This is a genomic window from Propionigenium maris DSM 9537 (genome assembly GCF_027925155.1).
Classification (GTDB): Bacteria; Fusobacteriota; Fusobacteriia; order Fusobacteriales; family Fusobacteriaceae; genus Propionigenium; species Propionigenium maris.
The window spans coordinates 1-26,402 of the sequence record NZ_BSDY01000006.1 but is presented as its reverse complement, the minus strand read 5'-3'; the positions used below and the strand labels follow the sequence as shown (position 1 = coordinate 26,402).

General features: G+C 44.1%; 25 protein-coding genes. 8 read left to right on the top strand and 17 right to left on the bottom strand.

Annotated features, from left to right (window positions below):
- The first annotated feature begins 157 nt into the window (after nt 1-157).
- The 6 genes from QMG11_RS07380 to trpA are packed head-to-tail and all read left to right on the top strand — an operon-like array spanning nt 158 to nt 6,361.
- Nucleotides 158-1,471 (top strand): anthranilate synthase component I family protein, encoded by a 1,314-nt coding sequence (locus QMG11_RS07380; protein ID WP_281834790.1) that lies wholly within the window; start codon nt 158-160, stop codon nt 1,469-1,471.
- Nucleotides 1,471-2,052: an anthranilate synthase component II gene (locus QMG11_RS07375; RefSeq protein WP_281834789.1), complete on the top strand. Its 582-nt coding sequence runs from the start codon at nt 1,471-1,473 to the stop codon at nt 2,050-2,052. The genes QMG11_RS07380 and QMG11_RS07375 overlap by 1 nt, the downstream gene beginning before the upstream one ends.
- Complete coding sequence (gene trpD / locus QMG11_RS07370; protein WP_281834788.1) at nt 2,042-3,043, top strand: anthranilate phosphoribosyltransferase; 1,002 nt, start codon at nt 2,042-2,044, stop codon at nt 3,041-3,043. Before QMG11_RS07375 ends, trpD begins: the two co-directional genes overlap by 11 nt.
- Complete coding sequence (trpCF, locus tag QMG11_RS07365) at nt 3,040-4,407, top strand: bifunctional indole-3-glycerol-phosphate synthase TrpC/phosphoribosylanthranilate isomerase TrpF (protein WP_281834787.1); 1,368 nt, start codon at nt 3,040-3,042, stop codon at nt 4,405-4,407. Before trpD ends, trpCF begins: the two co-directional genes overlap by 4 nt.
- On the top strand, nt 4,400-5,587 hold the full coding sequence (gene trpB / locus QMG11_RS07360; RefSeq protein WP_281834786.1) for a tryptophan synthase subunit beta: 1,188 nt from the start codon (nt 4,400-4,402) through the stop codon (nt 5,585-5,587). Before trpCF ends, trpB begins: the two co-directional genes overlap by 8 nt.
- Nucleotides 5,588-6,361, top strand: a complete 774-nt coding sequence (trpA, locus tag QMG11_RS07355; protein WP_281834785.1) for a tryptophan synthase subunit alpha — start codon at nt 5,588-5,590, stop codon at nt 6,359-6,361.
- A gap of 60 nt (nt 6,362-6,421) precedes the next feature.
- Here the strand turns inward: trpA and QMG11_RS07350 are convergent, their stop codons facing one another.
- From QMG11_RS07350 to QMG11_RS07280, 15 genes are all read right to left on the bottom strand, one after another.
- Entirely contained in the window at nt 6,422-8,182 is a 1,761-nt protein-coding gene (locus QMG11_RS07350) for a phosphatidylinositol phosphate kinase family protein (protein ID WP_281834784.1), read from the bottom strand.
- A gap of 44 nt (nt 8,183-8,226) precedes the next feature.
- Entirely contained in the window at nt 8,227-10,992 is a 2,766-nt protein-coding gene (locus tag QMG11_RS07345) for a DEAD/DEAH box helicase (RefSeq protein ID WP_281834783.1), read from the bottom strand.
- A gap of 133 nt (nt 10,993-11,125) precedes the next feature.
- On the bottom strand, nt 11,126-12,946 hold the full coding sequence (locus QMG11_RS07340) for a DUF4032 domain-containing protein (RefSeq protein ID WP_281834782.1): 1,821 nt from the start codon (nt 12,944-12,946) through the stop codon (nt 11,126-11,128).
- Between the two features lie 7 nt (nt 12,947-12,953).
- Nucleotides 12,954-13,583, bottom strand: coding sequence for a metallophosphoesterase family protein (locus QMG11_RS07335; protein WP_281834781.1), 630 nt, complete (start codon nt 13,581-13,583; stop codon nt 12,954-12,956).
- 6 nt (nt 13,584-13,589) lie between these two features.
- Nucleotides 13,590-14,486 (bottom strand): GTPase Era, encoded by an 897-nt coding sequence (gene era / locus QMG11_RS07330; protein ID WP_281834780.1) that lies wholly within the window; start codon nt 14,484-14,486, stop codon nt 13,590-13,592.
- A 12-nt stretch (nt 14,487-14,498) separates the two neighbouring features.
- On the bottom strand, nt 14,499-15,335 hold the full coding sequence (locus QMG11_RS07325) for a tyrosine-type recombinase/integrase (protein WP_281834779.1): 837 nt from the start codon (nt 15,333-15,335) through the stop codon (nt 14,499-14,501).
- A 4-nt stretch (nt 15,336-15,339) separates the two neighbouring features.
- Nucleotides 15,340-17,004, bottom strand: coding sequence for a DNA repair protein RecN (gene recN, locus QMG11_RS07320; RefSeq protein ID WP_281834778.1), 1,665 nt, complete (start codon nt 17,002-17,004; stop codon nt 15,340-15,342).
- The gene (locus QMG11_RS07315) at nt 16,998-17,801 is read right to left on the bottom strand and encodes an NAD(+)/NADH kinase (protein ID WP_281834777.1); all 804 of its coding nucleotides are present in this window, start codon (nt 17,799-17,801) and stop codon (nt 16,998-17,000) included. The genes recN and QMG11_RS07315 overlap by 7 nt, the downstream gene beginning before the upstream one ends.
- Nucleotides 17,802-17,827: 26 nt before the next feature.
- Nucleotides 17,828-18,919, bottom strand: coding sequence for a murein hydrolase activator EnvC family protein (locus QMG11_RS07310; RefSeq protein WP_281834776.1), 1,092 nt, complete (start codon nt 18,917-18,919; stop codon nt 17,828-17,830).
- A gap of 2 nt (nt 18,920-18,921) precedes the next feature.
- Nucleotides 18,922-19,785: a cell division protein FtsX gene (locus QMG11_RS07305; protein ID WP_281834775.1), complete on the bottom strand. Its 864-nt coding sequence runs from the start codon at nt 19,783-19,785 to the stop codon at nt 18,922-18,924.
- Complete coding sequence (locus tag QMG11_RS07300; RefSeq protein ID WP_281834774.1) at nt 19,785-20,405, bottom strand: ATP-binding cassette domain-containing protein; 621 nt, start codon at nt 20,403-20,405, stop codon at nt 19,785-19,787. The genes QMG11_RS07305 and QMG11_RS07300 overlap by 1 nt, the downstream gene beginning before the upstream one ends.
- A 107-nt stretch (nt 20,406-20,512) precedes the next feature.
- Nucleotides 20,513-21,439, bottom strand: a complete 927-nt coding sequence (locus tag QMG11_RS07295; RefSeq protein WP_281834773.1) for a transketolase family protein — start codon at nt 21,437-21,439, stop codon at nt 20,513-20,515.
- A gap of 455 nt (nt 21,440-21,894) precedes the next feature.
- Complete coding sequence (locus QMG11_RS07290) at nt 21,895-22,758, bottom strand: transketolase (protein WP_281834772.1); 864 nt, start codon at nt 22,756-22,758, stop codon at nt 21,895-21,897.
- A 48-nt stretch (nt 22,759-22,806) separates the two neighbouring features.
- Complete coding sequence (locus QMG11_RS07285) at nt 22,807-23,400, bottom strand: metal-dependent hydrolase (RefSeq protein ID WP_281834771.1); 594 nt, start codon at nt 23,398-23,400, stop codon at nt 22,807-22,809.
- Between the two features lie 8 nt (nt 23,401-23,408).
- A complete protein-coding gene (locus QMG11_RS07280; protein ID WP_281834768.1) occupies nt 23,409-23,864 on the bottom strand; it encodes a YchJ family protein in 456 nt (151 codons plus the stop codon).
- A gap of 194 nt (nt 23,865-24,058) precedes the next feature.
- Here QMG11_RS07280 and QMG11_RS07275 point away from each other — a divergent pair, with 194 nt between their 5' ends.
- The gene (locus QMG11_RS07275; RefSeq protein WP_281834765.1) at nt 24,059-24,586 is read left to right on the top strand and encodes an NUDIX hydrolase; all 528 of its coding nucleotides are present in this window, start codon (nt 24,059-24,061) and stop codon (nt 24,584-24,586) included.
- Nucleotides 24,587-24,634: 48 nt separating this feature from the next.
- On the opposite strand, the gene QMG11_RS07270 is transcribed toward QMG11_RS07275, so the two are convergent.
- Nucleotides 24,635-25,129, bottom strand: coding sequence for a GNAT family N-acetyltransferase (locus QMG11_RS07270; protein ID WP_281834763.1), 495 nt, complete (start codon nt 25,127-25,129; stop codon nt 24,635-24,637).
- A gap of 179 nt (nt 25,130-25,308) precedes the next feature.
- Here QMG11_RS07270 and QMG11_RS07265 point away from each other — a divergent pair, with 179 nt between their 5' ends.
- Nucleotides 25,309-25,872, top strand: coding sequence for an HI_0983 family protein (locus QMG11_RS07265; RefSeq protein WP_281834762.1), 564 nt, complete (start codon nt 25,309-25,311; stop codon nt 25,870-25,872).
- A 423-nt stretch (nt 25,873-26,295) separates the two neighbouring features.
- Here QMG11_RS07265 and QMG11_RS07260 read toward each other — a convergent pair.
- Nucleotides 26,296-26,402 (bottom strand): EF-Tu C-terminal domain-related protein (locus QMG11_RS07260; protein WP_281835143.1); only part of this gene is annotated, 107 nt, incomplete at its 5' end.

The following is a 26,402-nucleotide window of genomic DNA, read 5'->3' as shown; positions in this document are numbered from 1 at the left end:
CTGCTCTTCTTTAAGTGCATATTTTTATCTAACTATTAAAATTGTAGTTTTAGCAGTCTGTTCTTTTAGAGCAGACTTTTTTATTTAGATTTTATTTTAGAGTTATTGTGGGAACCCGTATCTTTTGGGTTCCCTTTTTATTTAAAAGGGGGAAGGTATGAAGAACGTTTTTTATAGAGATATCAATACACAGTTAAAAGCTGAGGAGGCCTATCTGAGGCTCACCAGAGGAGAAAAGGGAGTCCTCTTTGAAACAACTGAGGCAGATACAGGGTATACATTTATCTGCTGCGATCCCTATGACAGTATCTCCGGAAACAGAGGAGTCATTGAAAGGGTCAGGGAAGCCTTGGCTAAGGATGTAGTCAAAGGGAAGAGAAGACCCTATGTAGGGGGAGCCTACGGAAGTATCGCCTACGACACCATTAGAGACTATGAGAAACTCCCTGAGGAAAATGTCAGCGAGCTGGGAATAGATGACACCACTATGCTCCTCACAGAGAGGGGAATGGTCTACGATCACAACACAGGAGAGGTCTACCTCACTGTAGTTGCTTCCAGCCAGAAGGAGGCCTTTGAGACCTTTGACACAATGCTAGAGAAGTTAGCTGAGGAATATGTGCTGGTAGAGGAAGAGGTAGTAAATGGAGGGTATACAGCAACTCCTTCCAGAGAGAAGTTTATTGAAAATGTCCACAGGGCCAAGGAATATATCAAGGCAGGGGATATCTTCCAGGTGGTCATCTCCCAGAGGTTCACCCAGGAGAGTAGCATGGCTCCCTTTGATTTCTACAGAAGGTTAAAAGCTGTAAACCCCTCCCCCTATATGTTCTTCCTGGACTTTGGAGGTCATCAGATTATAGGGAGCTCCCCTGAAAGGATGATAAGCCTTGATGGGGGCAAAATCAAAACAGTTCCCATTGCAGGAACCAGAAGAAGGGGAGAGACCCCCGAAGAGGATGAGAAACTTGCCAGGGAACTTCTGGCAGACGAGAAGGAGAGGGCTGAGCACAGGATGCTTGTGGATCTTGCAAGAAATGATGTGGGCAGGGTTTCAGTTACCGGAAGTGTAGAGGTCACAGAGCTTATGGCCGTTAAGAGGTTCTCCCATGTTATGCACCTTGTGAGCCTGGTGGAGGGGGAGTGCTCCCCTGAAGAGGATGCCTACTCGGTTCTCACCTCAGCTCTTCCTGCAGGTACCCTCTCTGGTGCACCTAAGATAAGAGCCATGGAGATCATCGAGGAGCTGGAGGATAGTAGAAGGGGATTCTATGGGGGAGCCGTGGGATATATAAACTATCACGGGGAGATGGACACCTGCATAGCCATAAGGACAGCCCTCCACAGGGAGGGAAGGTATACCTACCAGGCCGGTGCGGGGATCGTAGCTGATTCTGTACCTGAGTCGGAGTACAGGGAGTGCCTCAACAAGGGACTCTCCATAAAAAAAGTATTTTCGGAGGTGGAGTAATGATAGTGCTTATAGATAACTATGACTCCTTTACATATAACCTCTTCCACCTGTTAAACAGGGAGGGAAGGGAGATTGTGGTAGTGAGAAACGATAAAGTGAGTGTAGAGGAGATAGAGAAGATGAACCCAGAAGCCCTTGTGATCTCGCCCGGCCCTAAGGCTCCAAGAGATGCGGGAATATGCCTGGAAGCAATAGAGAGGTTCCAGGGAAGGCTTCCCATCCTGGGGGTGTGCCTGGGGCACCAGTCCATAGGAGAGGTCTTTGGAGGAGAGGTTGTAAGAGCAGGAGAAACTGTCCATGGAAAGACCTCTGAAATCGTCCACTCTGAAAGAGGGCTCTTCAGGGGAGTAACTCAAAATACCCAGGTGGCCAGATACCACTCCCTAATTGTAAGAAGGGATACCCTTCCAGAGGAGCTCATCATTACAGCTGAGACTTTAGAGGGGGAGATAATGGCCCTGAGACACAGGGACCATCCAATATTTGGATTGCAGTTTCATCCAGAATCCCTCTTCACACCAGAGGGAGATAGAATGATAGACAATTTCTTTAGGGAGGTCGATGAATATGATATATAGAAAGGTTATGAGGGGTGAGGTGCTCGAGGGGGGAGAGGTCAGAGAACTCCTCGAGGGACTTCTAAATGACAAATACACAGATATACAGACGGGGGCCATCCTCACTGCCCTTTCAGTGAGAGGAGAATCTCCCAGGGAGATAGAGGAAGGGGTGAGGTATCTCAGGGAGATTGCAGAGATCTCTCCAGAGGGTAGAGGGGCCATAGACATCGTAGGGACTGGGGGAGATGGTCTGAACACCATAAACATCTCCACAGCTTCAGCTTTTATAGCTGCCGCTGCAGGAGCCAGGGTGCTAAAGCACGGGAACAGGTCTGTATCCAGCAGCTCTGGAAGCTCCGACCTCCTGGAAGCCCTGGGAATCGATCTGAACAATCTAAAGGATAAAACTGAAAGAGTCTACAAGGATACTGGAATGACATTCCTCTACGCTCCCCACTACCATCCGGCCCTAAAAGCCGTAGGAGGAGTGAGAAGGGAGCTGGGAGTTAGGAGTATCTTTAATCTAATGGGACCCCTTGCCAACCCCTCCTCTCCAGACTATATCCTTCTGGGAGTTTACTCTGAGGAACTCATGGAGGGTATGGTCTCTATCCTCAGAGGCCTTGGAATTAAAAGGGGGATGGTGGTACACGGAGTGGAGGACGGAGCAGACGAGATATCCATCTGTGGAACTACAAAGGTTATCGAGATCTCTGGTAGTAAGGTGAGAAGGTATAACATCCATCCTGAGGAACTTGGATTAAAAATGGGGAGGCTGGAGGAAATCCAGGGAGGAGGTCCCAAAGAAAATGCCAAGCTTATCAAGGAGGTCCTTGCAGGGAGAGATACAGGGGCTAAAAGGGATGCCCTGATTATAAATAGTGCCGCTGCCCTCTACCTGACTGGAAGGGCAGAAACCCTTATAGAGGGAGTGGTCCTTGCAAGGGAAACCATCGCATCGGGAAGGGCTTATTCAAAACTACAGGAGTATGTGGAGGCTGTGAGATGATACTTAAAAGAATTATAGAGGATAAAAGGAAGAGTCTGGAGGAGCTTCAGCTGAATATAGATGATTTAAAAAGGAGGTGTGAAACAGCTCTTCCACCAAAGGATTTCTACTCTGTCCTTAGGAGGGAGGGGATATCCATTATAGGGGAGATAAAGAGGGCTTCCCCCTCCAAGGGAGTCATCAGGGAAGATTTTCCCCATGTGGAGCTTGCCAGAGAGTATGAGGGAGCTGTAGAGGCTGTTTCCATTCTTACCGAGGAGGAGCACTTCAAGGGGAGCATGAAGTATCTGAAAGATATAGCCCAGGAGATAGATACACCCCTCCTGTGTAAGGATTTCATCTTCACAAGGGAGCAGATCTACCTGGCCAGGGCCAACGGAGCTTCCTCCATCCTTCTCATTGTAAGGATACTGGAGGAGGAGCTGCTAAAGGAACTGCTGACCTGTGCCAGATCCCTGGGGATGGAGCCCCTTGTGGAAACCCATACAGAGGGGGAGGTCAAAAAAGCCCTGGAGGCAGGGGCAATGATAGTAGGTATTAATAACAGAGACCTCTCGAACTTTACAGTGGATATAAGGAGGAGTATCGAGCTTAGAAGGAATATTCCAGAAGAGGTAGTTGTTGTTGCTGAAAGCGGAATTAAAAGCAGATCCCATGTGGCACTCCTTGAGGAAGCAGGGATAGATGCCATCCTTGTGGGGGAGACCCTCATGAGGAGCAGGGACCTGGTAGGTACTGCCAGGGAACTAAGGGGAGTAACTACAAAAGTAAAGATCTGTGGTATCAAGACCCCTCAGGAGGTGGAGATCCTCAACAGATGCAAGCCCCACTATACTGGTTTGGTCTTTGCCCCTTCTAAGAGGCAGGTGGACAGGGAGACATCCAAGGAGCTAAGAGAGAGGCTGCACCCCAGTATAAAGACCGTGGGAGTCTTTGTAGATGAGGAATATGAGGAGATTTTAAACACTGCAAGATACTGCAAGCTGGATGTGGTTCAACTTCACGGAAGGGAGGATACAGATCTCTGCAGAAGACTGAGGGAAGTGAGGGAGTTTAAGGTATGGAAGGCTCTTCCTGGGGAGACCATCTCCGACTATATTATCGAAAACTACTCCCAGGTTGCAGACTATCTTCTCTTTGATTCCATCACTCCTGGGGGAGGGAAGACATTTCACTGGGAGAGGATTAAAGATGTCCACGGGAATATTATTCTGGCCGGAGGGCTGGCTCCCTACAATGTAGGAGAGGCTGTCAAAAAGGTAAGACCCTCCATTGTAGATGTCAGTTCCGGGGTAGAGGGAAGTGAGGGAAAGGATTATTCAAAAATTTTAAGGTTTATAGAGGAGGTTAGGAAATATGGCTAAGTTTGGTGATTTTGGAGGGCAGTTTGTGCCCGAGACCCTTATGAATCCATTGAGGGAACTGGAGAATGCATACAATAAGTATAGGGATGATAAGGAGTTTAAGGAGGAGCTGAGCTCCTACCTGAAGGAGTATGTGGGAAGGGAGACCCCCCTCTACTTTGCTAAGTCCCTCACAGAGAGGTTAGGGGGAGCAAAGATATATCTGAAGAGGGAGGACCTAAACCACACTGGAGCTCACAAGATAAACAATGTTATGGGACAGCTTCTTCTGGCTAAGAGGATGGGAAAGAAGAAGGTTATCGCTGAAACGGGAGCCGGCCAGCATGGAGTAGCTACAGCTACTGGAGCAGCCCTTTTGGGAATGGAGTGTGAGGTATTCATGGGTCAGGAGGATACCCAAAGACAGAGGATGAATGTGGTGAGGATGGAACTCCTGGGAGCTAAGGTTACACCGGTCACCTCGGGAACCGCGACCCTCAAGGATGCCACTAACGAGGCTATCAGAGAGTGGGTTGCCAGGGTAGAGGACACCTTCTATGTTATAGGTTCCGTTGTAGGTCCCCACCCATACCCGACCATGGTGAGAGACTTTCAGAAGGTTATCGGAGAGGAAGCCAGAAGGCAGATCCTGGAAAGGGAAGGAAAACTCCCCAACGCAGTTATTGCTCCAGTGGGAGGAGGGTCCAATGCCATGGGAATCTTTTATCCCTTTGTAGGAGATAAGGGGGTCAAACTCATAGGGGTAGAGGCTGCTGGAGAGGGAGTTGATACAGACAAGCACGCTGCCACTATAACCAGGGGAGTTGAAGGGGTTATCCACGGTATGAGAACCTATCTTCTCCAGGATGATATGGGGAATATAACCCCTGCCCACTCTATCTCCGCGGGACTTGACTATCCCGGAGTAGGACCGGAGCATGCCCACCTTCATAAGAGTAGGAGGGGAGAGTACCTTGCTATTACCGACATAGAGGCCCTGGAGGGATTTCAGCTTCTTTCAAGGTCCGAGGGAATTATTCCTGCCCTGGAGAGTGCCCATGCTGTGGCCCAAGCAGTTAAAACAGCTTCCCAGATGAAGAAAGATGAGGTTGTAATTGTAAACCTCTCTGGAAGGGGAGATAAAGATATACATACTGTGGCAAAGTATCTAGAGGAGAGATCGGAGAAGGAGGAGAGGTAGATGAAGGCAGAAGGAATGAGAGACAGAATAGAGGAGAAACTGGGGGGAAAGAAGAATCTATTTATAGGTTATATCACCGGAGGAGACCCTACCCTCAACCATACAGAGGAGATAGTCTATGCCATGGAGAAGGGAGGGGCAGACCTTGTGGAGATAGGTATCCCCTACTCCGACCCCCTGGCTGATGGTCCCACTATTCAGAGGGCTGCTGGAAGAGCCCTAAAGGAAGGCTTTTCCATGAAAAAGCTCTTTGATTCAGTGGTTAGGATAAGAAGAAATACCGACCTTCCCCTTGTTTTCCTGGTCTACTACAACACCATCCATACCTATGGAGTTGATCAGTTTGCTGTGAGATGCAAAGAGGTAGGGATCGATGCCCTCATCGTGCCAGATCTTCCCCTGGAGGAGAGTAAGGACTTCCCTCAGGATATCATTCCTCTAATTCCCCTGGTAGCACTGAACTCCCAGGAGAGAATAGAGGATATCCTCAGAGACAGGTCAGGTTTTGTGTACTGTATCTCCTCCTTTGGAGTAACTGGCAGCAGAAGCTCCATATCAGATAAGACAAGGGAGCTTGTTGAAAGGGTCAAATCCCACACAGACCTTCCTGTGGCTGTGGGATTTGGAATTTCCACCAGAGAGATGGTGGAGGAGGTCCATGAATATGCTGATGCTGCCATTGTAGGAAGTTCCATTGTGAAGGTGGTAGAAGAGGAGATGGGAGATCCTGAGAGAGTAGAGGCCTTTGTCAGAGAACTTACAGGAAGAGGTTAAAGGTTCTATAAACTTATTTACCTCATAAAAAAGGCAGCCATTAGGCTGCCTTTTGATTATCTATAGTGAGATAAAATATCCATATTTCTTTAAGATATCCACTACCTTTTCCTTATTTTCTTCCCTCACAAGGATATAGAATCCTTCTGCCTTGAGTATAAGACCCTTGAGTTCTTCGCTCTTTCCGATTATGTTGATAAGCTCCCTGTCGTGACTCAGCTGAAGTACAACTATATCATCTACCTTCCTTATTGCCTTAGCCTTGCTTTGAAGCTCCCTAAAGAAATCTTCCCAGTACTCTGGAAGAGAAGTTCCGACAATCTTCCTGAACTCAGCGATCTTTTCCTCTAGCTTCTCCAGCTCCTCTACATCCTTCAGGAATACCTCCCTGGTAAACTTAAACTTGTTTGGACCTATTCTAGTAGCCATCCTTTCAAGAAGCATGGACTTTATAGGGGCTTCCCCTATTATACTCAGGATCGGTCTGTCCTCATCCAGGTATATCTCAGCTTCCTCCTTGTCATCTCCGAAATCATAGGTATCCACTTTCCCTAATACATACTTTCCCAGATCTGTAAGAGCTACATACTTCAGTCCGTCATACTTACTCAGGTATCCGTTTTTAAGATATAAACCCTCACTGGCACAAGGAGTATCGTAGTAAACCTCTATCACTCCAAGAGTTCCCAGAAGGAAGAGGATAGACTTTACAAAGGGCTCCGTTATATATCCATAGTAGGAGTCGTAGTTTCCAATCCTGGTTCTTCCATAGTTAGCCTCATTGATATAGATATAGTCATATACATCCTGAGGGTTTATTATCTCCAAAAATTCATCCCTGTATACAAGATACTTGATTATATTGTCAACACCTACCATTCCCTCATCGGGGAGTTCCATAAGTACCCTTCTTATACTCTCAAGACACCTCTTTATGTTTTCACCATTCTTCCAAATATTTCTCAGGCCCTTTAGGTAGTTCAGATATAGGCTTGTATAGTGGTAGCCGTCATCCTTTATAAGCTCCCCGCTAAGAAGCTTATTTACTGTATCTTTATAGTTATCCAGTCTAAAGGTTTCTGGAATCAGATACTCCTCCTTTATTAGGAAGAAGAAGAGTCCCAGGGTCTCTGTCTTCAGGTAATCCAGGTCCTTGCTGTCCTTATAATACTCATCTATACTACAGTACTTATACATATTTCTCTTGGATTCCTTCAGTATCTTATTACTGGAGGAGAGAGAAAGGTTCCCCTGACTGTAAAAGTTGTAGTAGAGAGGAAACTTCTCCACTACCTCCCTTTCATTGTTCTTGCTGTAGGCGTAGCTCTTCCCCCTGTTGACATTTATATAGTACTCCTTAGGTTTAGGAAGAAGCTTTCTCAGCATCCTTACTATATCATTGTGCAGGTGAAGGTACCCCTCCTTCTTCCCGTTTTCTCCCAGCTTAAAGAAGAGATATTCATCCTTTAGTCCCCTGTAAACGTTGTATCCCTCCTCCTTGGAGAGATACTCCTCCCTGTCTGTAATGTTGTATCTTCCATCCCAGGCCAGGTGAACAAAGATCTTTCTTACCTCCTCTGGAAGAGTTTCAAATATAGTATTGAAGACCTCCTCCTTGGAAAACATCTGCTCCATCAGATCTAAAAATGTTTGTTTATTTGAGTTTTCAGATATTAGGGAAACCTCAAACAACCCGAGATTACTCCCTATATAACCCTCTGCAATCCAGTCTAAAAAATATCTATTATATAGTTTAAACAAAGTCTCCCTGGAGTAAAACATATCCAGGGCTTCTCTAAATCTTTCCTTACTAATAGCCATTATTCTCTCCTATCCCAGAATGTTTCTTCCATTTCTGATCTTTTTTACTCCCCTAGGATATACTCTATATCCTTTTCACTCAGTGTCTTTACTGTTGCACTGTCACTGGATATGAGGTTATCAAAGAGTCTGCTCTTCTCCTCTTGTAGTTTCAGTATCTTTTCCTCTATAGTCCCCTTGGTAATCATCTTGTAGGAGAATACCGTTCTGTCCTGACCCATCCTATGGGATCTGTCCACTGCCTGATCCTCCGCTGTCTTATTCCACCAAGGATCATAGATAAATATCGTGTCTGCTGCTGTAAGGTTTAATCCAACTCCCCCTGTTTTAAGGGTCATTACAAAGACCTTGCACTTCTTATCGTTCTGGAACTTCTCCACCAGTGACTGTCTGTCCTTGGTTCCTCCAGTCATGGATATATGCTTTATCCCTGCTTTGTTCAGATCCTCGCATATATTATCTATGGATTTTATAAAGTTGGTGAACACCAGTATCTTGTGACCGTTATCCACAGCATCCTTTATCTGCTCTATAAGCACCTCTCTCTTTATAGAGGATACCATGTCGCTGCTCTTCATCTCTGGGCAGCTAGCTATCTGTCTCAGTTCATTCAATGCCTGAAGGATGAAGATCTGGCTTCTTCCTATTCCATGTTCCTTTATCTGGTTGTGGATAAGGTCGTAGTAGAACATCCTTCTCTCATCGTAGAGCTTCTTCTGCTTCTCATTCATCTCCAGGAAGAGGGTCTTCTCTATCTTATCTGGAAGATCCTTAAGTACCTCTCTCTTGGTTCTTCTTAGGATAAATGGGTAGATCTTCTTCTTCAGTTCCTCTATTACCTCCTGGTCGTTGTCCCTCTGTATAGGGTTGGCATAGAAGGTATTAAACTCCTCTATTCCTCCAAACATAGTTGGATTTAGGAACCTGAATAGGGAGTAGAGTTCCCCAAGGTTGTTTTCCACAGGGGTTCCCGAAAGAGCGATCCTGTTTCTGGAGTTCAGAAGCATCACTGCCTTGGTTGTCTGGGAGTTTACATTTTTAATGTTTTGAGACTCATCTAAGATAACCATCTCAAACTCTATATCCTTTAGAAGTTTTATATCATTTCTCACCGTTCCATAGGTTGTAAGAACAACATCTGCTCCCTCTATCTCATTTATATCCCTGTTGTTTCCATAGTAGATCTTTACATTTAAGTTGGGACTGAACTTCTTTATCTCATTGTCCCAGTTATACACCAGACTCTTTGGCATGGCTACAAGACTTGGTAGGTTGCTGGTACTGTGAACCTTTGACAGGATAGCAATAGCCTGAAGGGTCTTCCCCAGTCCCATATCATCTGCCAGACATCCTCCCAGTTGGTTTTCCAGAAGATAGCTCAGCCACCTGTAACCATAGTCCTGATACTCTCTAAGAGTTGCCTTTACTGGAGGTTTCTCTCCCTCATATATTGCCAGATCATTAAGCCCTCTGAAAACATCCTTACTCTTGTTCATCTCTCCCAAAAGCACCTTGTCATCTATCAGGTCCTCTACCAGGGGAAGATCAAAGAAGGAAACCTTGGCTTTGTCATCCTTCTTCTTAAAGAGTCTTTCCAGCTTCTCTATATACTTTTTATTTATAAGGGCATTGGTTCCGTCACTTAGGACTATATAGGAGTCCTTCTTGTAGGACGCCAGTACGTCAAAGATCGAGAACTTCTCCCCATCTATATCCAGCTCCACATCTCCCTCTAGGAAATCTATTGAGTGCTGGAGGTTGGTTACAAGCTTGGGCTTTACAGTTCTTATCTTATACTTCTTAAGCTTATCCGTTCCTACTATCTTATACTTACCTACCATCTGAAGTAGTTCCTTGGTAATGAACTCCTTAGCTAGCTTCTCTTGAAGGATGATAAGGTTTCCGTCCAGGTAGTACCCCTCACGAAGCTTAAGACGCCTCTGAAGTTTAGTAAGAAGTTTTACTACCTCCTCTATAGCCTGGCCTATCTTATGAAGGTTTACATCACATATGGATATCTTGTTCTCCATATCATTTACTATGGCTGCTCTGTTTATATCATACTCCGATAAGAACTCATAGCTCAGGGTAGACAGGGTAAGGCCTATATTCAGATATAAGCTGTTATCCCTGGATATCTTTTCTATTATTATCTGAGGTTTCAGCTCCCTTTCTTTATCAAAGACCACCCTATAGTCCCTGTACTCTATCTCCAGGTTCAGGAAGTAGGACAGAGATACTGTCAGGAAACTTTCAAGCTCCTCCTTTGGAAATTCAGAGTTCAGATCTCCTGCTTCCATATAGCTTTCCCCGATATTTTTTATTCTGTATATCTTGGTGTCACACAGGACTATTCCATCATTTAAAAACTTATACTCGTGAGACTTCCCCTCTAGTAATAAGCTAGACCTCAGCTTCTTACCCTCTTCATCTGTCTCCTCTATCTTCAGTGTAAGGGTTTTCTCCTCTGAATCGACAAATTCAATTATCTCCATCTTCTCATTTACAAGATACTTGCTGTGTTTTAAAAGCTCAAGGAGATGAAAGTTGGTATCCAAGTAGATCCTGTCTGGAACATTGTCCCACGAGATGGAAAATAGGTTACCCTCTCTTATGTGCTCTATACACTTTAATACTTCCCTTGTATTGACATCCTGCTGGCTGGCCACTACCTCATACTGCTCCTGACCCTTGGAATCCACCACTTCTACATAGGCTCCACGGTCATCAAAGGCAAGCTTGAAGTAAACCTCTTCAGTCTTCAGAACATCCTTCTTCTTTCCTATATTCTTCTTCAACTTGTCAAACATAAGACTCCCTTTCCATAAATTTTGCTAGAATATATTATATCAAAAAATACATATTTTTACAAATGAACAAAGGAGTTCAGGGCAATAAAAAAACCCCTGTTCCATTCAAAACAAGGGTTTTATTAGAGATCCCTTAGTATCTAAAATCTCTCTTCATATATTCCAGGGCTGTTTCTCCTATATTTCCCTCTCCCTCTCTAAAATCAAGAGGTATGAGAGTTGCATAGTAGTCGATGAGGGAGTAGTTTTTCCAGATTCCCTTTACATACTTGAGCACCCTTTTGGTATTATAATTTATAATTACTTCCCTTCTCTGAGACAGTATCTCCAGATCCCTTTGAAGGATATCAACCACCCAGTTAACCTCAGGATCCCTCTCCATGGTGGAGATAAGGCTTTCTCTCAGGTTATGGATGGTCTTAAAGCTATCGGTTCCATGGTATATTTCCACAACCTTGTAGAAATCCTCTACCTGCTTCTCTCCCTGAGATTTAGTAGGTGCATAGTAGATGAGAAGCTTCTTTATGTCCCTGAACATATCTCCCCTGTTTACCTTAAGGTTAAATGCTCCTCCTATGAAGGTGGTATAGGATCCCTCGCTGAGGTACCTTCTTTCAAAGTCAACCAGCCTCATCTCTCCTCCATACCTTAGGTAGTAGAGGTATCTGTGGCTGATATTTAGATACAGCTCCCTCTTCTCCTTATTACTTCTTTTGTTTTCCAATATGGAGAGGATGGGAAGATATACGTCTAGCATATAGTTAAAAACTATCTCCCTCGGAGCTAGGATCTCCTTCTCTCTCTTTCTGTACTCCCTGGAGTACCTCACAATATCCTCTATTATATCCTGATCCTCGTCAAAGAGGGGCTTCCCTCCAAGAACCTGACTTTTTTCCAGGAAAAGCTCATAGTACTGGGCATATACCTCGGTAAACCAAAGGTCTATACCCTCTCTGAAGCTGTCTATATTATTTAGGTATCTGTAGAGCTCTACCTCGCCTATTATATGATTTTCCCTAGAGAACTTGCGGTTGCTGAACTCTCTCAGGATGGCAAACTTCTCCTGGTAGTCAGGTTTATAAAATATCTTCTTATCAAAATCATAGAGATTTCTAAAGGTTGTTATAAAGTTCCTGTCCACCTTAAAGGTAGTGTATACCTTCTCCCCAGATTTTACCTTCATATAATTTATGAAGTCTATGAGGGAGAAGGTGTAACCCACATTATACTTTCTGTATTCCGACAGGTAGTACTTGTGATCCAAGTAGCTCAGGAAGAGGTCCCCTCCCTTACGTGAGGAGGTGAGGAGGGTGTTGCTGGCAATTATCTCCCTTACAGGACGGTAGAGTTTTTCATACCACTCCCTGGCTGCCTCTTCAAAGCTTCCCTGCTCCGTCCTTGAGTCATTTTTGAAATCCCATATGTTTCTTTTGAGCCTCTCATAGCTCCCTGCACTGGTCACTACTATCCCCTCGAGTCCCGTTTCCTTCTCAAAGGCAAACCTCTCTCGGTAGATGACATCCTCCTCGCTATCTCCCGTAGGGAAGAACTCAGTCACCTCAGCCTCTATAAACTTATAGTTCATAAACTTAGCTACAGATATTCTGTGGTTCCCGTCATACACAAAGTATTCATCCCTTATCTTATAGAGGTTCACCGGGGGAAGGTTGGCATCCCCCATGACCTCCTTATATATTCTGCACCACCTGTCCTCTATTATAGAGTTGGTGGGAATAAAATCCCTGTCAAAGTCTCCGTATTTTTCAACACTTCCCACAATCTCATCCAGGGAAACATTTTTTATCCCCAGAAAGCTGTTGTTGTAGGCCTTACTCTCCTTCTGTATATCCTTAAATCTCTTAAGCTCCTGCACATTTAGAGAGAACCCAAAGATTCCCCTCTTTCTCAGAAAGCTTTTATAGGCCTCCCTTGCTCTTTCATCGCTTAAATACACCTGTCCATCACCTCTCTTTTTTCAGGTGGACTACCTTATATCCAAAAGCATTTACTATCCTGGTATCTTTATAGGCTGTTTCCTGCACTTGATGGTGATCTTTAAGGTGTATGTGCCCGTGGAGCCACAGCTTGGGTCTCAGGAACTCCAGTGCCTTTTTAAAGCATAGAAATCCCTTGTGCACCTCGTGCTTCCCCTCGTGAACCCCAGCCACCGGGGCATGACTCACTACAATATCTGGTTTTTTCAAGAGCAGTTTGGAGCAGGCCCTCCATACCTGAATCCTCATCTGGGCTTCAGTGTACTGGTGGTCTCCTCCTGAATACATCCTGGATCCGTCAAACCCCACTATCATCAGGCCCTTTACCTTGGCTATTCCTCCCCCGTCTACATTGGTGCAGAAGGATATATCGTGATCCGGGCCGTACACATGATTTCCATTTACATAAACCAGGGGTTTATTCAAGATGGTAACCAGGTAATCAAGATAGTGGTTGGACAGATCTCCACAGGATATTATGAGATCCACATCCTTAAACATGGTTTTTAACTTTTCCTCTGGGTATTTGATAAGAGTTTCCTCATCACTTACGACCAGAAGCTTATAGTCTGGTCCGTGATGGCCTTTATTTTTCAACCTATATTAATCCTCGTCCAGGTGATATCCCATTTCCTTTAGGAATGGTTTCTTCTTTCTCCACTTTTCCTTTACCTTTACCCAAAGGTTCATATATATCTTCTTACCTAGTATTTCCTCTATATCTCTTCTTGCCTCTATCCCCACTTCCTTAAGGACCTTACCGTTCTGACCGATAACGATCCCCTTCTGGGATGATCTCTCCACATAGATATTTATATCATATCTGTCCTTACCATTTGGTCTTCTAACTACATCCACGATCTCCACTGCTATAGAGTGAGGTATCTCATCCCTTGTCTTGTGAAGGAGCTTCTCCCTTACAGTTTCAGTTATTATCTTGTACATAGGCATATCTGTGTACATATCCTCTGGATAGTACATCATCCCCTCCTCAAGGTATGGGTCCAGTGCTGTAAGTAGCTTTGGAAGTCCCAGGGCATACTCTGCAGAAAGCTCTACCACACCGTCAAACTTACCTAACTTCTCCTCTATCTCCGCTCTCTTAGCCTCCATAGCCTCATCACTCATCTTGTCGATCTTGTTTATTACAAGAACTCTCGGAGTGTTTCTAGCTTCCTCGATCCTTTCCATTACAAACTGGTCCCCTGTACTGATCTCCTGACTTCCGTCCAGTACAAATAGGATAACCTCTACCTCCTTAAGGGTCTGGATAGCCACGCTTGTCATGTGCTCGCCTAAAAGGTGCTTTGGTTTATGGATTCCCGGAGTATCTATAAAGATATACTGGTTTCCTCCGTGGTTTAATATTCCCTTTATTGAATCCCTTGTAGTTCCCGCCTTATCCGATACGATGGCTACCTTCTCACTTACAAGTTTGTTTGTAAGAGTTGATTTTCCTACATTTGGTCTTCCTACTACTGCTATAAATCCTGCTTTCATCTCTTCTCCTTCTTAATCGTCACCTATACCTATCTTCATATAGATCTCTCTTAATTTATCAAAATTTCTGGTCATATAGACTCCTGTTCCTTCGAGGCTCTCATAGTGAAGCTTTTCCTTCAGCTCCTCTATTCCCTCACCTACATACTTTTTTGCCAGGGTGTTTCTAAGCATATTGGGATAGACCTTTCTCTCTATTCCAGCCTTCTGCCCATACACCTTAAACCTGGCACCAAAATTCTGCCTGGTGATACCATTAAAGAGCATATCACTCTCCTCGGTGATAGACTCTGTAAACTCCTTCAGTTCTTCTCCTAGGGTATCACTTATCTCTATAAAGTGAAGGTTTCCATTCTTAATATATTTTATCCTTTTGTAGGAGTTTTCCTTCAACTCCGATTTTCTTATATCCAGTACATCGGATATGAGAAGCCCCGTTTCCAGGAGGACCTTTATAAGGAGCTTGTCCCTGTATCCCTTGGGCTTGCTCCCGCACTGGTCCATTATCCTTCTTACCTCTTCCCACTCAAGGGTCTCTGGAATCTTAACTGTGGGTTTTACCGGATCCAGGTTCTCCATGGGAAGCTTGTCCACAAGCTCCAGCTTATAGAGGTATTTATAGAAAGCTCTCAGGGATACCAGCTTCCTGTAAACACTGTTTTCCGAGTACTCCTCCCTGAGGGTTTCAAGGTAGGCCAGGACATCCCTCTCGCTTACCTGCTCATACTCCTTCCCCATAAGGAAGTGGGTAAAGTCCTCAAGGTCCTTCCTGTAGGCCTCCATACTTACCTGGGAGAAGTTTTTCTTCTCTCTTGCATATGTTAAAAACTCTCTCAATAACTCCCTCATAACTCTACTCCTCTTCTAGAAGCTCTCTGGCATGCTCTACTACAGCCTCACTGAGGTTTTCCCCAGCAAGCATTCTGGCTATCTCCAGAACCCTCTCCTCTGGGTCCAGACCCCTAACTGTAGTTACAGTTCTCTCATCTATATTCTGCTTCTCTATGTAAAACTGCTGGTGTGCCTTGGATGCTATAGCCGGCGAGTGGGTGATACACACAACCTGGGAGTTCCTACCGATGTCCTTCAGCTTGCTGGCTATCTTCCTTACAGTTTCTCCCCCTACCCCTGTATCTATCTCATCGAAGATAAGGATAGGAACATTGTCCACACTTGAGAAGATGGATTTCAGGGCAAGCATGATCCTGCTCACCTCTCCTCCAGAAGCTATCTTGGAAAGGGGTTTTAGTCCCTGCCCGGCATTGGTAGAAATAAGGAACTCAACTGCGTCGGCTCCGCTTCTTCCCATGCTCTTTGTAGGTTCAATGGCCACCTTAAACCTGGCATCCTTCATATTCAGGAACTTAAGCTCCCCTCCAAGGTTGGCCTCTATCTCATCCGCCTTCTCCTGACGATAGGTTCTCAGCTCCTCAGCATACTCCCAGTAGGAGGTGTGAAGCTCCTCCTTCCTCTTTAGGAGTTTCTTTATCTCAAAGTTCCCCTCATCCAGGGTATCCAGCTTCCCCTGGATATCATCCCTGTAGTCCAGGATCTCATCGATGGTAAATCCATACTTCTTCTTCAGGTTGTTTATCTTATCCAGCCTGTCCACTACCTCATTGAGTCTGAACTCATCTATCTCGATATCTGAGTCTATATTCTCGATGTTATAGATGGTATCCTCCAGCTCATAGTATAACTTTTCCAGCCTGTCCAGGACCTCCTCAAACTCGCTTCCATACTTGGCAACAGACTCCAGGCACCTCTTGGAGTTATAGATAAATGAAAGGGCATTAACCTCCCCCAGCTTTAGAAGGCCCTGGGACTCAGCCAGATTTTCCTTTATCTTTCCTGCATTGAAGAGCTTTTTATACTCCTCCTCCAGGTCATCCTCCTCTCCCCTTACAAGGTCCACAGAGTTTATCTCCTGGATCTGAAACTCATAGAACTCCTTCTTCTCCTGGAGCTCCTTCTTCATATCCTCTATCTCTTTTATCTGCCTGTCTATCTTGTTGTGCTCATCGAGAGTAAGCTCCAGACTCCTTCTTACCCCTTCAGCTTCCTCCTTCAAGAACTTGTCCAGAAGCTTTATATGGTTTCCCTTGTTTAATAGCATCTGATGGGAGTGCTGTCCCACAAGGTCCACAAGGGTTCCCATTACCTCACGGAGGCTGGATAGGGGTATCCTTCTGCCGTTTATAAAGGCCTTTCCACGGCCATTCTTATCCAGCTGTCTTCTGACGATGATCTCCTCGCCCTCTTCCACCTCTATCCCCATCTCACGGAGTTCATGGATCTGATCCTCGCTGGCTTCAAAGATCCCCTCAGCCATAAGGTACTCTGCTCCGTCCCTGAGCATCTCAATACTTGCCTTCTCCCCGATAAGAAGGTTTATACCACTTAAAATTATAGATTTCCCTGCTCCCGTTTCACCAGTAAGAGTTATCAGTCCCTCATCAAACTCCAACTCCAGCTTCTCTATTATTGCCAGGTTTTCTATTCTTAATTCCCTTAACATAACCCGTCTCCCCACTTTAACTTTTCTCTTAATACACCATAGTAGTTCCTGCTCTCTGGGATTACCAGTCTCAGAGCTTTATCTGAATACTTTATCTTAACCCTGTCTCCATGCCCTATCTTTAGTGCCTTGTCCCCATCGATGGCTATATATCCACACCTGTCCTCATCCTCTATCTCCAGGGTCAGCTCCTCGCTCCCATCTATAACTATGGGTCTGGTACTGAGGTTATGAGGGGCTATAGGTGTCAGCACCATGGCATTCAGTGTAGGTTTCAGTATAGGTCCCCCTGCTGACAGGGAGTAAGCTGTGGACCCTGTAGGAGTTGCCACTATTATTCCGTCTGCCCTGTAGGTATTTACATATCCGTGGTTTGATTCCACCCCTACCCTTATGAGTTTACTCAGGGTCCCCCCCTTGGATATTACCACCTCATTTAGGCCGTAGCACCTTACTCCCCTTACATCTACCTGAAGAAATCTTCTTTCCTCCAGACTATAGTTTCCTGCAAGGACACTGGCGTAGGTATCAAAGGCCTCCTCTCTCTTTATCTCAGTGAGGAAGCCCAGGCTTCCCATATTTACAGCCACTATAAATATCCTGTCATTTCTCAGAAGCTCCTTGGCTGCCCTGAGGAGGGTTCCGTCCCCTCCGATTATCACAGCCATATCTGAATCATGGGCTTCCTCCCTTCCGCAGTTGTCATACCCCCTCTGCCTGAAGTACTCCACACTCTCATTGTAGAAGGAAAGCGCCTCGGTCTTACTTTCATTGTATATGATGCATATTTTTTTCATAATTTATCTATCCTGCCTCCCGACATCTAGAACATACTTACTGGATTTATAGGCTTTAAGTTGAATCTGAGCTCATAGTAAAGATCCGGCACGCCGTCTATGGATAATCCCAGGATTCCCAGTTTATCTGCCTGCTTGACATCCTCTCCCACCTTTACATCCACTGAGATGAGGTTTCCGTATATTCCGATCATATTATATCCATAGTCCACCATAACTACCTGACCCAGTCCCTGGAACTTTCCAGCATAGATTACCTTTCCTCCAGCTGCTCCTCTTACTATCCTTCCCAGGGCAGCTCTTATCTCTACACCACTGCTCCTTACATTTCCCTTTTTAACATTACCAAAGGTTGTGGTATAGCTTCCAGATACAGGCTTTCTCAGCCTACCTACCCGGCTCTTGGCAGTTGACATATTTACATTCTTTACCGATCTTGCTCTCTCCCTGATTATCTTCTCGATCTGAGCCTCTATCCTCTTCTTCTCCCCCTGAAGACTGGAGATCTTGGTAGTGTGCTGCTTCTTCTCAGCTTCCAGCTGCTTGATAAGTCTGGAGAGCTCCCTCTTGTTCTGCTGGTTTTGCTGCTCCTTCCTTACAAGCTTGGTCTTCAGGCTGCTCAACTGCCTTCTGTCCCTTTCGATATCTATCCTTCTTATATCCAGGTCCTTCTGTACAGACCTTATCTGCTCCATCCTCTCAAGGTCGCTGTAGAGAAGCTCCTTAAACTTTCTCTTATTCATGGAAAGGTTCATGGAGTCATCGCTGTGTTTCTGAGACCTGTTCCAGGCTTCCAGCTTGGCGTTGTACTCCTCTAGCTTCACCTTTTCCTCTCTGGAACTGAACCTCAGGCTTCTCTCACTGTAGTCCACCCTTCTGGAAAGGGTGGTTATCTGTCCTGTAAGCTCTCCTATCTCCCTTTCAACCTTTACTATCTCTCCCTCAAGCTTTACTATCCTGTCCTCTGTTTTTCCCTTCTCTACCTCTATATTGCTTATCCTCTGGGTACTCGCTTCAATTCCACGGTTGATGCTCTCCACCTTCTGCTTCATCTCATCCAGGGAATCTCCAAGGGCCACAGTAGAAAAGATAAGTAATCCCGCTGCTACTCTTTTCATATCTACTCACCACTTACCCTGTACAGACTACGGGAGAGTAGTGGGAATATTACAGTTGTCACTGCAGTTACCACCACAGCTACCACAAGGACCTCCTCGGTACTTGCAAGAACTCCTCCCTTCTCTATTCCGATGAAACTCTTTCTGAAGAGTTCATAGATATTTAAAAATATCAGAGTTCCAATGGCTGAAGCACTTACAAAGATGCAGTCGCTTATCATGTAATAAGGCTTTAATGCCGCCTTATGAGATTCTCCTATGAAGATCTTAGAGTTAATATCCCTGTTGTTATAGAGGATATTGCTGTGAAATAAGCTGAATATTATAAAGATCAGAGGAAGAAATCCTCCTGCAAGGAAGGATAGGAATATTCCACGATTCTTTTCTATCCTGTTATTCAGACTCTGGAGCTGCTCCTTATCCAAATATACCTCCTTTATGAGGTCCTCCTTATCCAGCTGCTGCTGAAGGGATTCCAGGCTCTTCTCCCCATCAAAGGTTACAAGGAAGTTGTTGGATAGGGGGTTGTTCCCTCTGGGAACCCTTATACCCAGCTGATTCTCCAGGTCTCTCAGAGCCACCTCTCTGGACTCATACTTCAGAGATCTGACCTCTGGCATCTCCAGAAGCCTTCCCTCAAACTCATTTAACCTCTCCTCTGAAGGATCTCCCTTAAAGTAGATGCTCAGTTTGTAGTTATCCCTTAGATTTTCATTGTTTTTATGTATATTTACCAGCACTGCACTGGCTGTGTTAAGTACTATAAAAGCTGCTATAAGGGTAAAAAGGTTCATCCTGTATCCCTTTATCCCCTTGGCAATTATGTCATTGAGTTCTCCAAAAAAAACTTTTACCTTTTTTAACATTATAGTGCTCCTTCAATTATATTCTTCATCTGTCTCTCTGCAGCAAATTCCCTGTCACACGTCAAATAGAGTATCCCCGTTCCGCTTTTACTGAGTTTTTTCAAAAAATCAAATATCCTCTTCCAGATCTCCTCCTTGGTTGAAAGGTGGATATCATCCAGGATGAGGAATTTAGGTTCTGTAGTCATAGCTCTGGCTACTCCCAGGATCACCTTCTCCTCATGGGTAAGTTCCTCTATCTCACTGTGCTTTCTGTGCTGGATACCAAAAAAATCAAGGGTTTCATCTATCATCTTTTCAGCATCACCACTACTATATCCCCTGATCTTCAGGTAGTAATCTAAATTTTCATATACATTTTTATAGGTAATAAACTTATAGTCGTTGTAGACGATTCCAAACTCCTTAAGTTTTGATCTGTAAACTCTCTCTTTGCACCTTACTATGCTCTCCTTGCCTATGAGGACATCTCCCTTGGTCGGAGATATCTTAGTCAATATTTGTAAAAATAAATTCTTTTCCTCTTCACTTTTACACGGAAGACAGTGAAAGGCATCTTCCCTCAGGACAAAATTCAAACTATTATTTCCACATAAATTTACATTTACAACTCTAACCAAAACTCCCCCTCTCCTTTCTGTTTTCTATAAAGTATTATAACAGATATTACACTAATAAAAAAGAGTAGAGGAGCTCCTCTACTCTAATCTATATATTTTAAGTATTTTTAAAGGTTTTCCTTGATTACAGAGATAATCTTCTCTGCAGTAAGCTCATACTTCTCTAGAAGCTCTGCTCCCTTTCCACTCTGACCAAACTCATCGTAGATTCCGATCTTCTTAACTAAAGTTGGGTGAGTCTCTCCAAGGAACTCAGATACTGCTGATCCAAGACCACCGATTACCGAGTGCTCCTCAGCTGTTACGATGAACTTAGTTTCCTGAGCTGCCTTCAGGATAGTGTTGCCGTCTAGCGGCTTTATTGTTCCTACGTTGATTACTCTTACAGAGATTCCCTCTTCAGCAAGCTTTTCAGCTGCTGTTAGAGCTTCTGCTACTAGGATTCCTGTAGCTGCTACAGTTACGTCTGTTCCTTCCTTGATTGTGTTTGCAGGACCGATCTCAAAGTCATAGTCCTCATCGAAAAGTACAGGTACATCTAGTCTACCCATTCTGATGTATACAGGTCCGTTGTACTCTGCTGCTGCGTGCACCATCTTCTTTGTCTCAGTTGCATCTGCTGGAGAAAGTACTACCATACCAGGGATAGCTCTCATAAGTGCGATATCCTCGATAGACTGGTGAGATCCTCCGTCCTCTCCCACAGAGATTCCTGCGTGAGTTGGAGCTATCTTTACATTAAGCTTTGGGTAAGCTATTGTGTTTCTGATCTGCTCAAATCCTCTTCCTGCAGCAAACATTGCAAATGTTGATGCAAACGGGATCTTTCCGCAAGTAGCAAGACCAGCTGCTGTAGCCATAAGGTCTCCCTCTGCGATTCCTACGTTTATATGTCTTTCAGGGAACTCTGCCTGAAACATAGCTGTTTTAGTTGATTTTGTAAGGTCTGCATCAAGTACCACTACATCTTTATTTAAATTACCTAGTTCAACAAGGGCTTCTCCATAAGCCGTTCTTGTAGCTTTCTTTGCCATTATTTATACCTCCGAATATAGTCTGTTACTTTTCTCTTGAAAGAAAATGTAACCAAAAGTTCAAGACCTCGATAATGTCTCTTTAGAAATATATTGATCTACGACCTTTATAAGCTACAGTGCTGAAATCAATTAAGGAAGCACAAAATTCTTTCCAAGAATTCTGTGTACTGACAATCATCTTCAGGTTCCTTCATTGATTCTCAGCAAACTGAGCCTGTTTAACGGTCTAGCTAAAACTCATTGTACAAAGTATCATCGACCATCTCGGCCGCTTTAAAAGTCCTCATTCAGAAAAAAGCGTAGACGTAATATGAAGGAAAACTTTAGAAAATGTCGACTGTCTGAAGCGAAGCAAGTTTCGATATTTTCTTAGGTTTCCGATTATGAAGTAGTCTTTTTCTGACAGAGGCACCCTTTCTTGATTCGTTCTTTGGGTGAGCAAAGAATGAATATTACGCCTCGATCTTTTCAACGTGCTCAAGCTCTGCTACTGCCTTAGCTGTTTCCTCTTCAGTTGGAGCTACTCCGTGGAATCCACATACGTTTTCCATGAATGATACTCCCTTACCCTTAGTAGTTTCAGCGATTATAACTGTTGGCTTTCCTTTGCACTCCTTAGCTTTAGCTAGTGCATCTAGGATAGCTTCCATATCGTGTCCATCTATCTTTAGTACATTCCATCCAAAGGCTTCCCACTTCTTATCCAGTGGCTCTACACCCATTACCTTATCTACATTTCCGTCTATCTGAAGGTTGTTGAAGTCTACAAATGCACAGATATTATCAAGCTTGTAGTGAGCAGCTGTCATTGCAGCTTCCCAGATCTGACCCTCCTGAAGTTCTCCATCTCCCATTAGTACATAAGTTCTGAAGTCTTCCTTAGAGATCTTAGCTGAAAGTGCCATTCCGTTTGCTACCGATAGTCCCTGTCCTAATGATCCAGTAGAGATCTCCACTCCAGGTACCTTCTTCATATCAGGGTGACCCTGTAGGATCGATCCATATTGTCTTAAAGTCCCCAATAGATCCTTAGAGAAGTATCCTCTCTCTGCAAGAGCAGCATATATTACAGGAGCTGCGTGTCCCTTTGACAGTACAAATCTGTCTCTTCCCTCCATCTTAGGGTTAGCCGGGTCTATGTTCATCTCATCAAAGTATAGTGCCGTTACGATATCTGCTGCAGATAACGATCCTCCTGGGTGTCCAGATTTTGCTGCACAGATCATCTGAACGATATCTTTTCTAACATTACTTGCCTTTTCCTTTAAAAGCTTGATATTTGACATCCTTATTCTCCTTTCAAAATTAACTTTCATGTAAATTATATTAAATCATACCTAATATTGTCAAGCAAACTACACCATTTAGAGTAAATTAATTAAAGTTTTTTGAACATTAGTGTACACTAACGATACAGTTTCAGCCACTTCATTGTACTTTATTGAGGATATGAGGAGCATCACCAGAAGGAATGCACACATGGGTCTCATTACCTTCTCCTCCTTCATCCTGTTTATAGCTATTATCACAATTCCATAGAGGGAGACAAATATCAACTCCTCTATAGTCTGGGTACTCCTTATGCTCATTCCCAGAGATATCAGTATAAAGGCAAGGAAGAGAAGGATAGACCATCCCTTTCTAAACCTGTATCTTATAAAGGGCATCTGAAGAAGAGCTCCTCCTCCCCATCCCTTGGGAAATATATCAAATATAAGGTGGATCCCTATAGCCAGGGAGAATCCCATAATAAAATATCTGAACTCCGTCCCCGGATTTCTCGTGTAGAGCCATGTAAAGAAGAACAAGATTAGGGGACTGTGGGTTAATATATTCCTGTGTCTCAGCTTCAGTTTAAAATCCCAGTCGGGAAACTTTATCCCTATGAGAAAGGCTGTAAAAAATATTACCATCCCTGTGAAGCTAAGGTTTGTATAATCAAATGCAAGTATATCCAAGGAACCCACTACTTTCCGCAACACTTCTTATATTTTTTTCCAGATCCGCAAGGACAAGGATCGTTTCTTCCTATCTTCTTTTCCTTTACGATGGTCTGCTGCAGGGGCATCCATCCGTGGTAGTACCACTTACCCTCGATCTTTACAAAGGCCGACTTCTCGTGGTGTACCTGCACCTCTCCCTCTTCCTTGTATGTGGCTTTAAACTCAACTATTCCCTGATCATCTGAAGGAGTTCCTGCCTCAGTAGATATTATCTCAAGACCAAGCCACTCAGAAGACTTTGCCCACTCCTCAGTCTCCTCTATAGAGATCCCTCCTCTAGTAGCTGGATCGTGTGTTTCCATTATGTAATCTATATTTCCCACAGTGTAGGCTGCATATCTGCTCTTCATTAGTTCCTCTGCAGTTTCAGGTGTTCCCTTTCCCTCTACAAAGTCCATATATTTTTTCTCAATCGACATTACCATTACCTCCAAACGTTTTTCATATTATAGCACAAATATCCTCCCCCTATACCCACAGGGAGAAAATTTCTCAAAAGATTGAATATGTGATAGAATAAAGGTTCAGTTGGGGTGGTATCCAGAGGTTAAAGGGTACCAAAATTTTATTAGAGAAATATCAATGATCCATAGAGATTACTTAGGAGGTAGCCATGAGATTGCTTAGAAGATATATTCATGAGGATGCAGGATCCCTTGAAGGAAAGGAAGTATACAGTAGGACAGCTGCAAGGGCAGTGGTGGTAGACGGAGACAATATCCTTCTTCTCTATACAAAAAAATACAACGACTACAGCTTCCCAGGGGGAGGAGTAGATGAGGGAGAGGATATCGAGTCTGGAATGATCAGAGAGCTTCAGGAGGAGACTGGAGCCAAGAATATAGAGGTAATCTCCGAGTATGGTATCTATGAGGAGATCAAACCCATATGGAAGAGAGAGTACGACTTCATCCACATGATCTCCCACTTCTATATCTGTGATATCCACAAGGAACTAGGAGAGTCCAACCTGGAGGATTATGAGATAAATAACGGAATGGAGGCAAGGTGGGTAAATATCTATGAGGCCATCGAGCACAACAGAGGTGTTATAGAGGCACAGCCTGAAAATATAGGCCTCTACATAGACAGGGAGCTATTCATGCTGGAGCTGGTTGCCAGGGAGTTAATCAAAAAATAAAAGGTGAGGACCTAGGTCCCCACCTTTTTTTAATACTTATATATCCTACTAATAGGTCTTTCCCATATAGTACTCATCTACAAACCTTCCATCTACCAGAAGGGACTTCTTTCTTCTTCCCTCTATCTGATAGCCCATCCCCTCATAGAGACTCACTGCCCTCTCATTATGACACATCACCGTAAGCTCCGACCTGGAGATATCATTTTCCACATTCCACCTGTCCAGCTGCTCCATGAGCTTTCTTCCTATACCCTGTCCCCTATAGCCTTCCACTATTCCCATGGCTATATAGACTGTGTGCTTCACCCTGTTAAAGGTTCCCCTTCTTCCTCCAAGGAAGCCCACTATCTCCTCCTCATTTTCCACTAAAAATACAGGGTCGCCATTTTTCTGAACCCTCTCTATTATCTCCCTCTGCTCCTCCAGGGTGGTCCTTCTCTCCCCTGGCTCATACATCATAAACTCCGTCTCGCTGTCCAGCTTCTTCAGCATCCTTAAAAACTTCTCAGCATCCCCTGCCTCTATCTGTCGTATCTTCATCTGCCTTCCCCCGCCTCTAAGATCTATTTTTTCATTCTTTATACCCTGAATTTATCTTTCCACTTTCTCCAATATACTACACTATGGGATATTATCAAAACTTTACCTTCCTCTTAAAGGGAGTTTTCCCAAAACTCGGTATACTATCCACACTATAATTATTATTTCGGGAGGTTCCTATGAAAAAAACTTATAATATTCTATTTCTCCTTGTCTTTCTCACCCAGGCAGCATGGGCTGCAACCTTTAATGAGAGGATCACCTATGAGGGAAGGGAGCTGGTGAAAACCTTTGAGGCAGGGGCCATGGCTGAGTACATCTCTCCCAAGGAAACCTTAGACAACTGGTCGGAGATGTTTGCTGTGAGGGTGCACCTGGATTCCTCCCCAGAGGAAGCCCTGGGGCACTTAGAGAAAAACCTTGAGGCTCTGAGAAGCTCCGGAAGAGATTCCTATGCCAGGGTCATTGAGAGCTACAGCAACTCAGAGGAGAGGATCCACTTTATCGTCATCACTCTCAGCGAGGACAATATCTTTGAATACAATGTCTTCAGGTATATTGGTATAGAGGGGGGGAAGGTGATCTCCTTCCAGCTGGCAAAGAGGCACTACAGACCTATGGAGTTTACAGAGGAGGAAGCTAACAAAGTTGTAGAGTGGACTATGAAGCAGATCGAGGGGAGCAAGGATGACGTACTGTTTCTATTCGATGAGGAGCTCCCAGGCCAGATCTTCGGATCATAATTTTTTAAAAGAAATCAAAAAAAATTATAGAGAAAGGTATTTCATCTATTGCTGACCGCAGGCTGACATCGAGCGCTACTGAAAGCATTTACTCCGTTTCGTCGAACTGTTTAGGTTCAATCTTGAGCCCATAAAAGAAACGCCGAATATGCCGATACACACAAAGTCAATTGCCGCAGGTCTTGAACTTTTAGGTACCTTTTGGTTCAAGCTAAAAGGTACAAAATAAACTTTAGAAGAAAACACAATAAACTAAATATGGAAACTCAGAATTTCCTTTGGAAATCTGAGTATTGGAAAATATGCTCAGAGGAACCCTCAGTATTTTCCAATAAAAAAGAGGACTCTTACGAGTCCTCTTTGAATTTCTATTAGGTTTCCAAAGAAACATCTTAGAAAAAAGTGAAATTATAAGTAAGTTAATTACTTAGTGATAGTAGCAACTACTCCAGAAGCTACAGTTCTTCCACCTTCTCTGATTGCGAATCTAAGTCCCTCTTCCATTGCGATTGGGTGGATTAGATCAACAG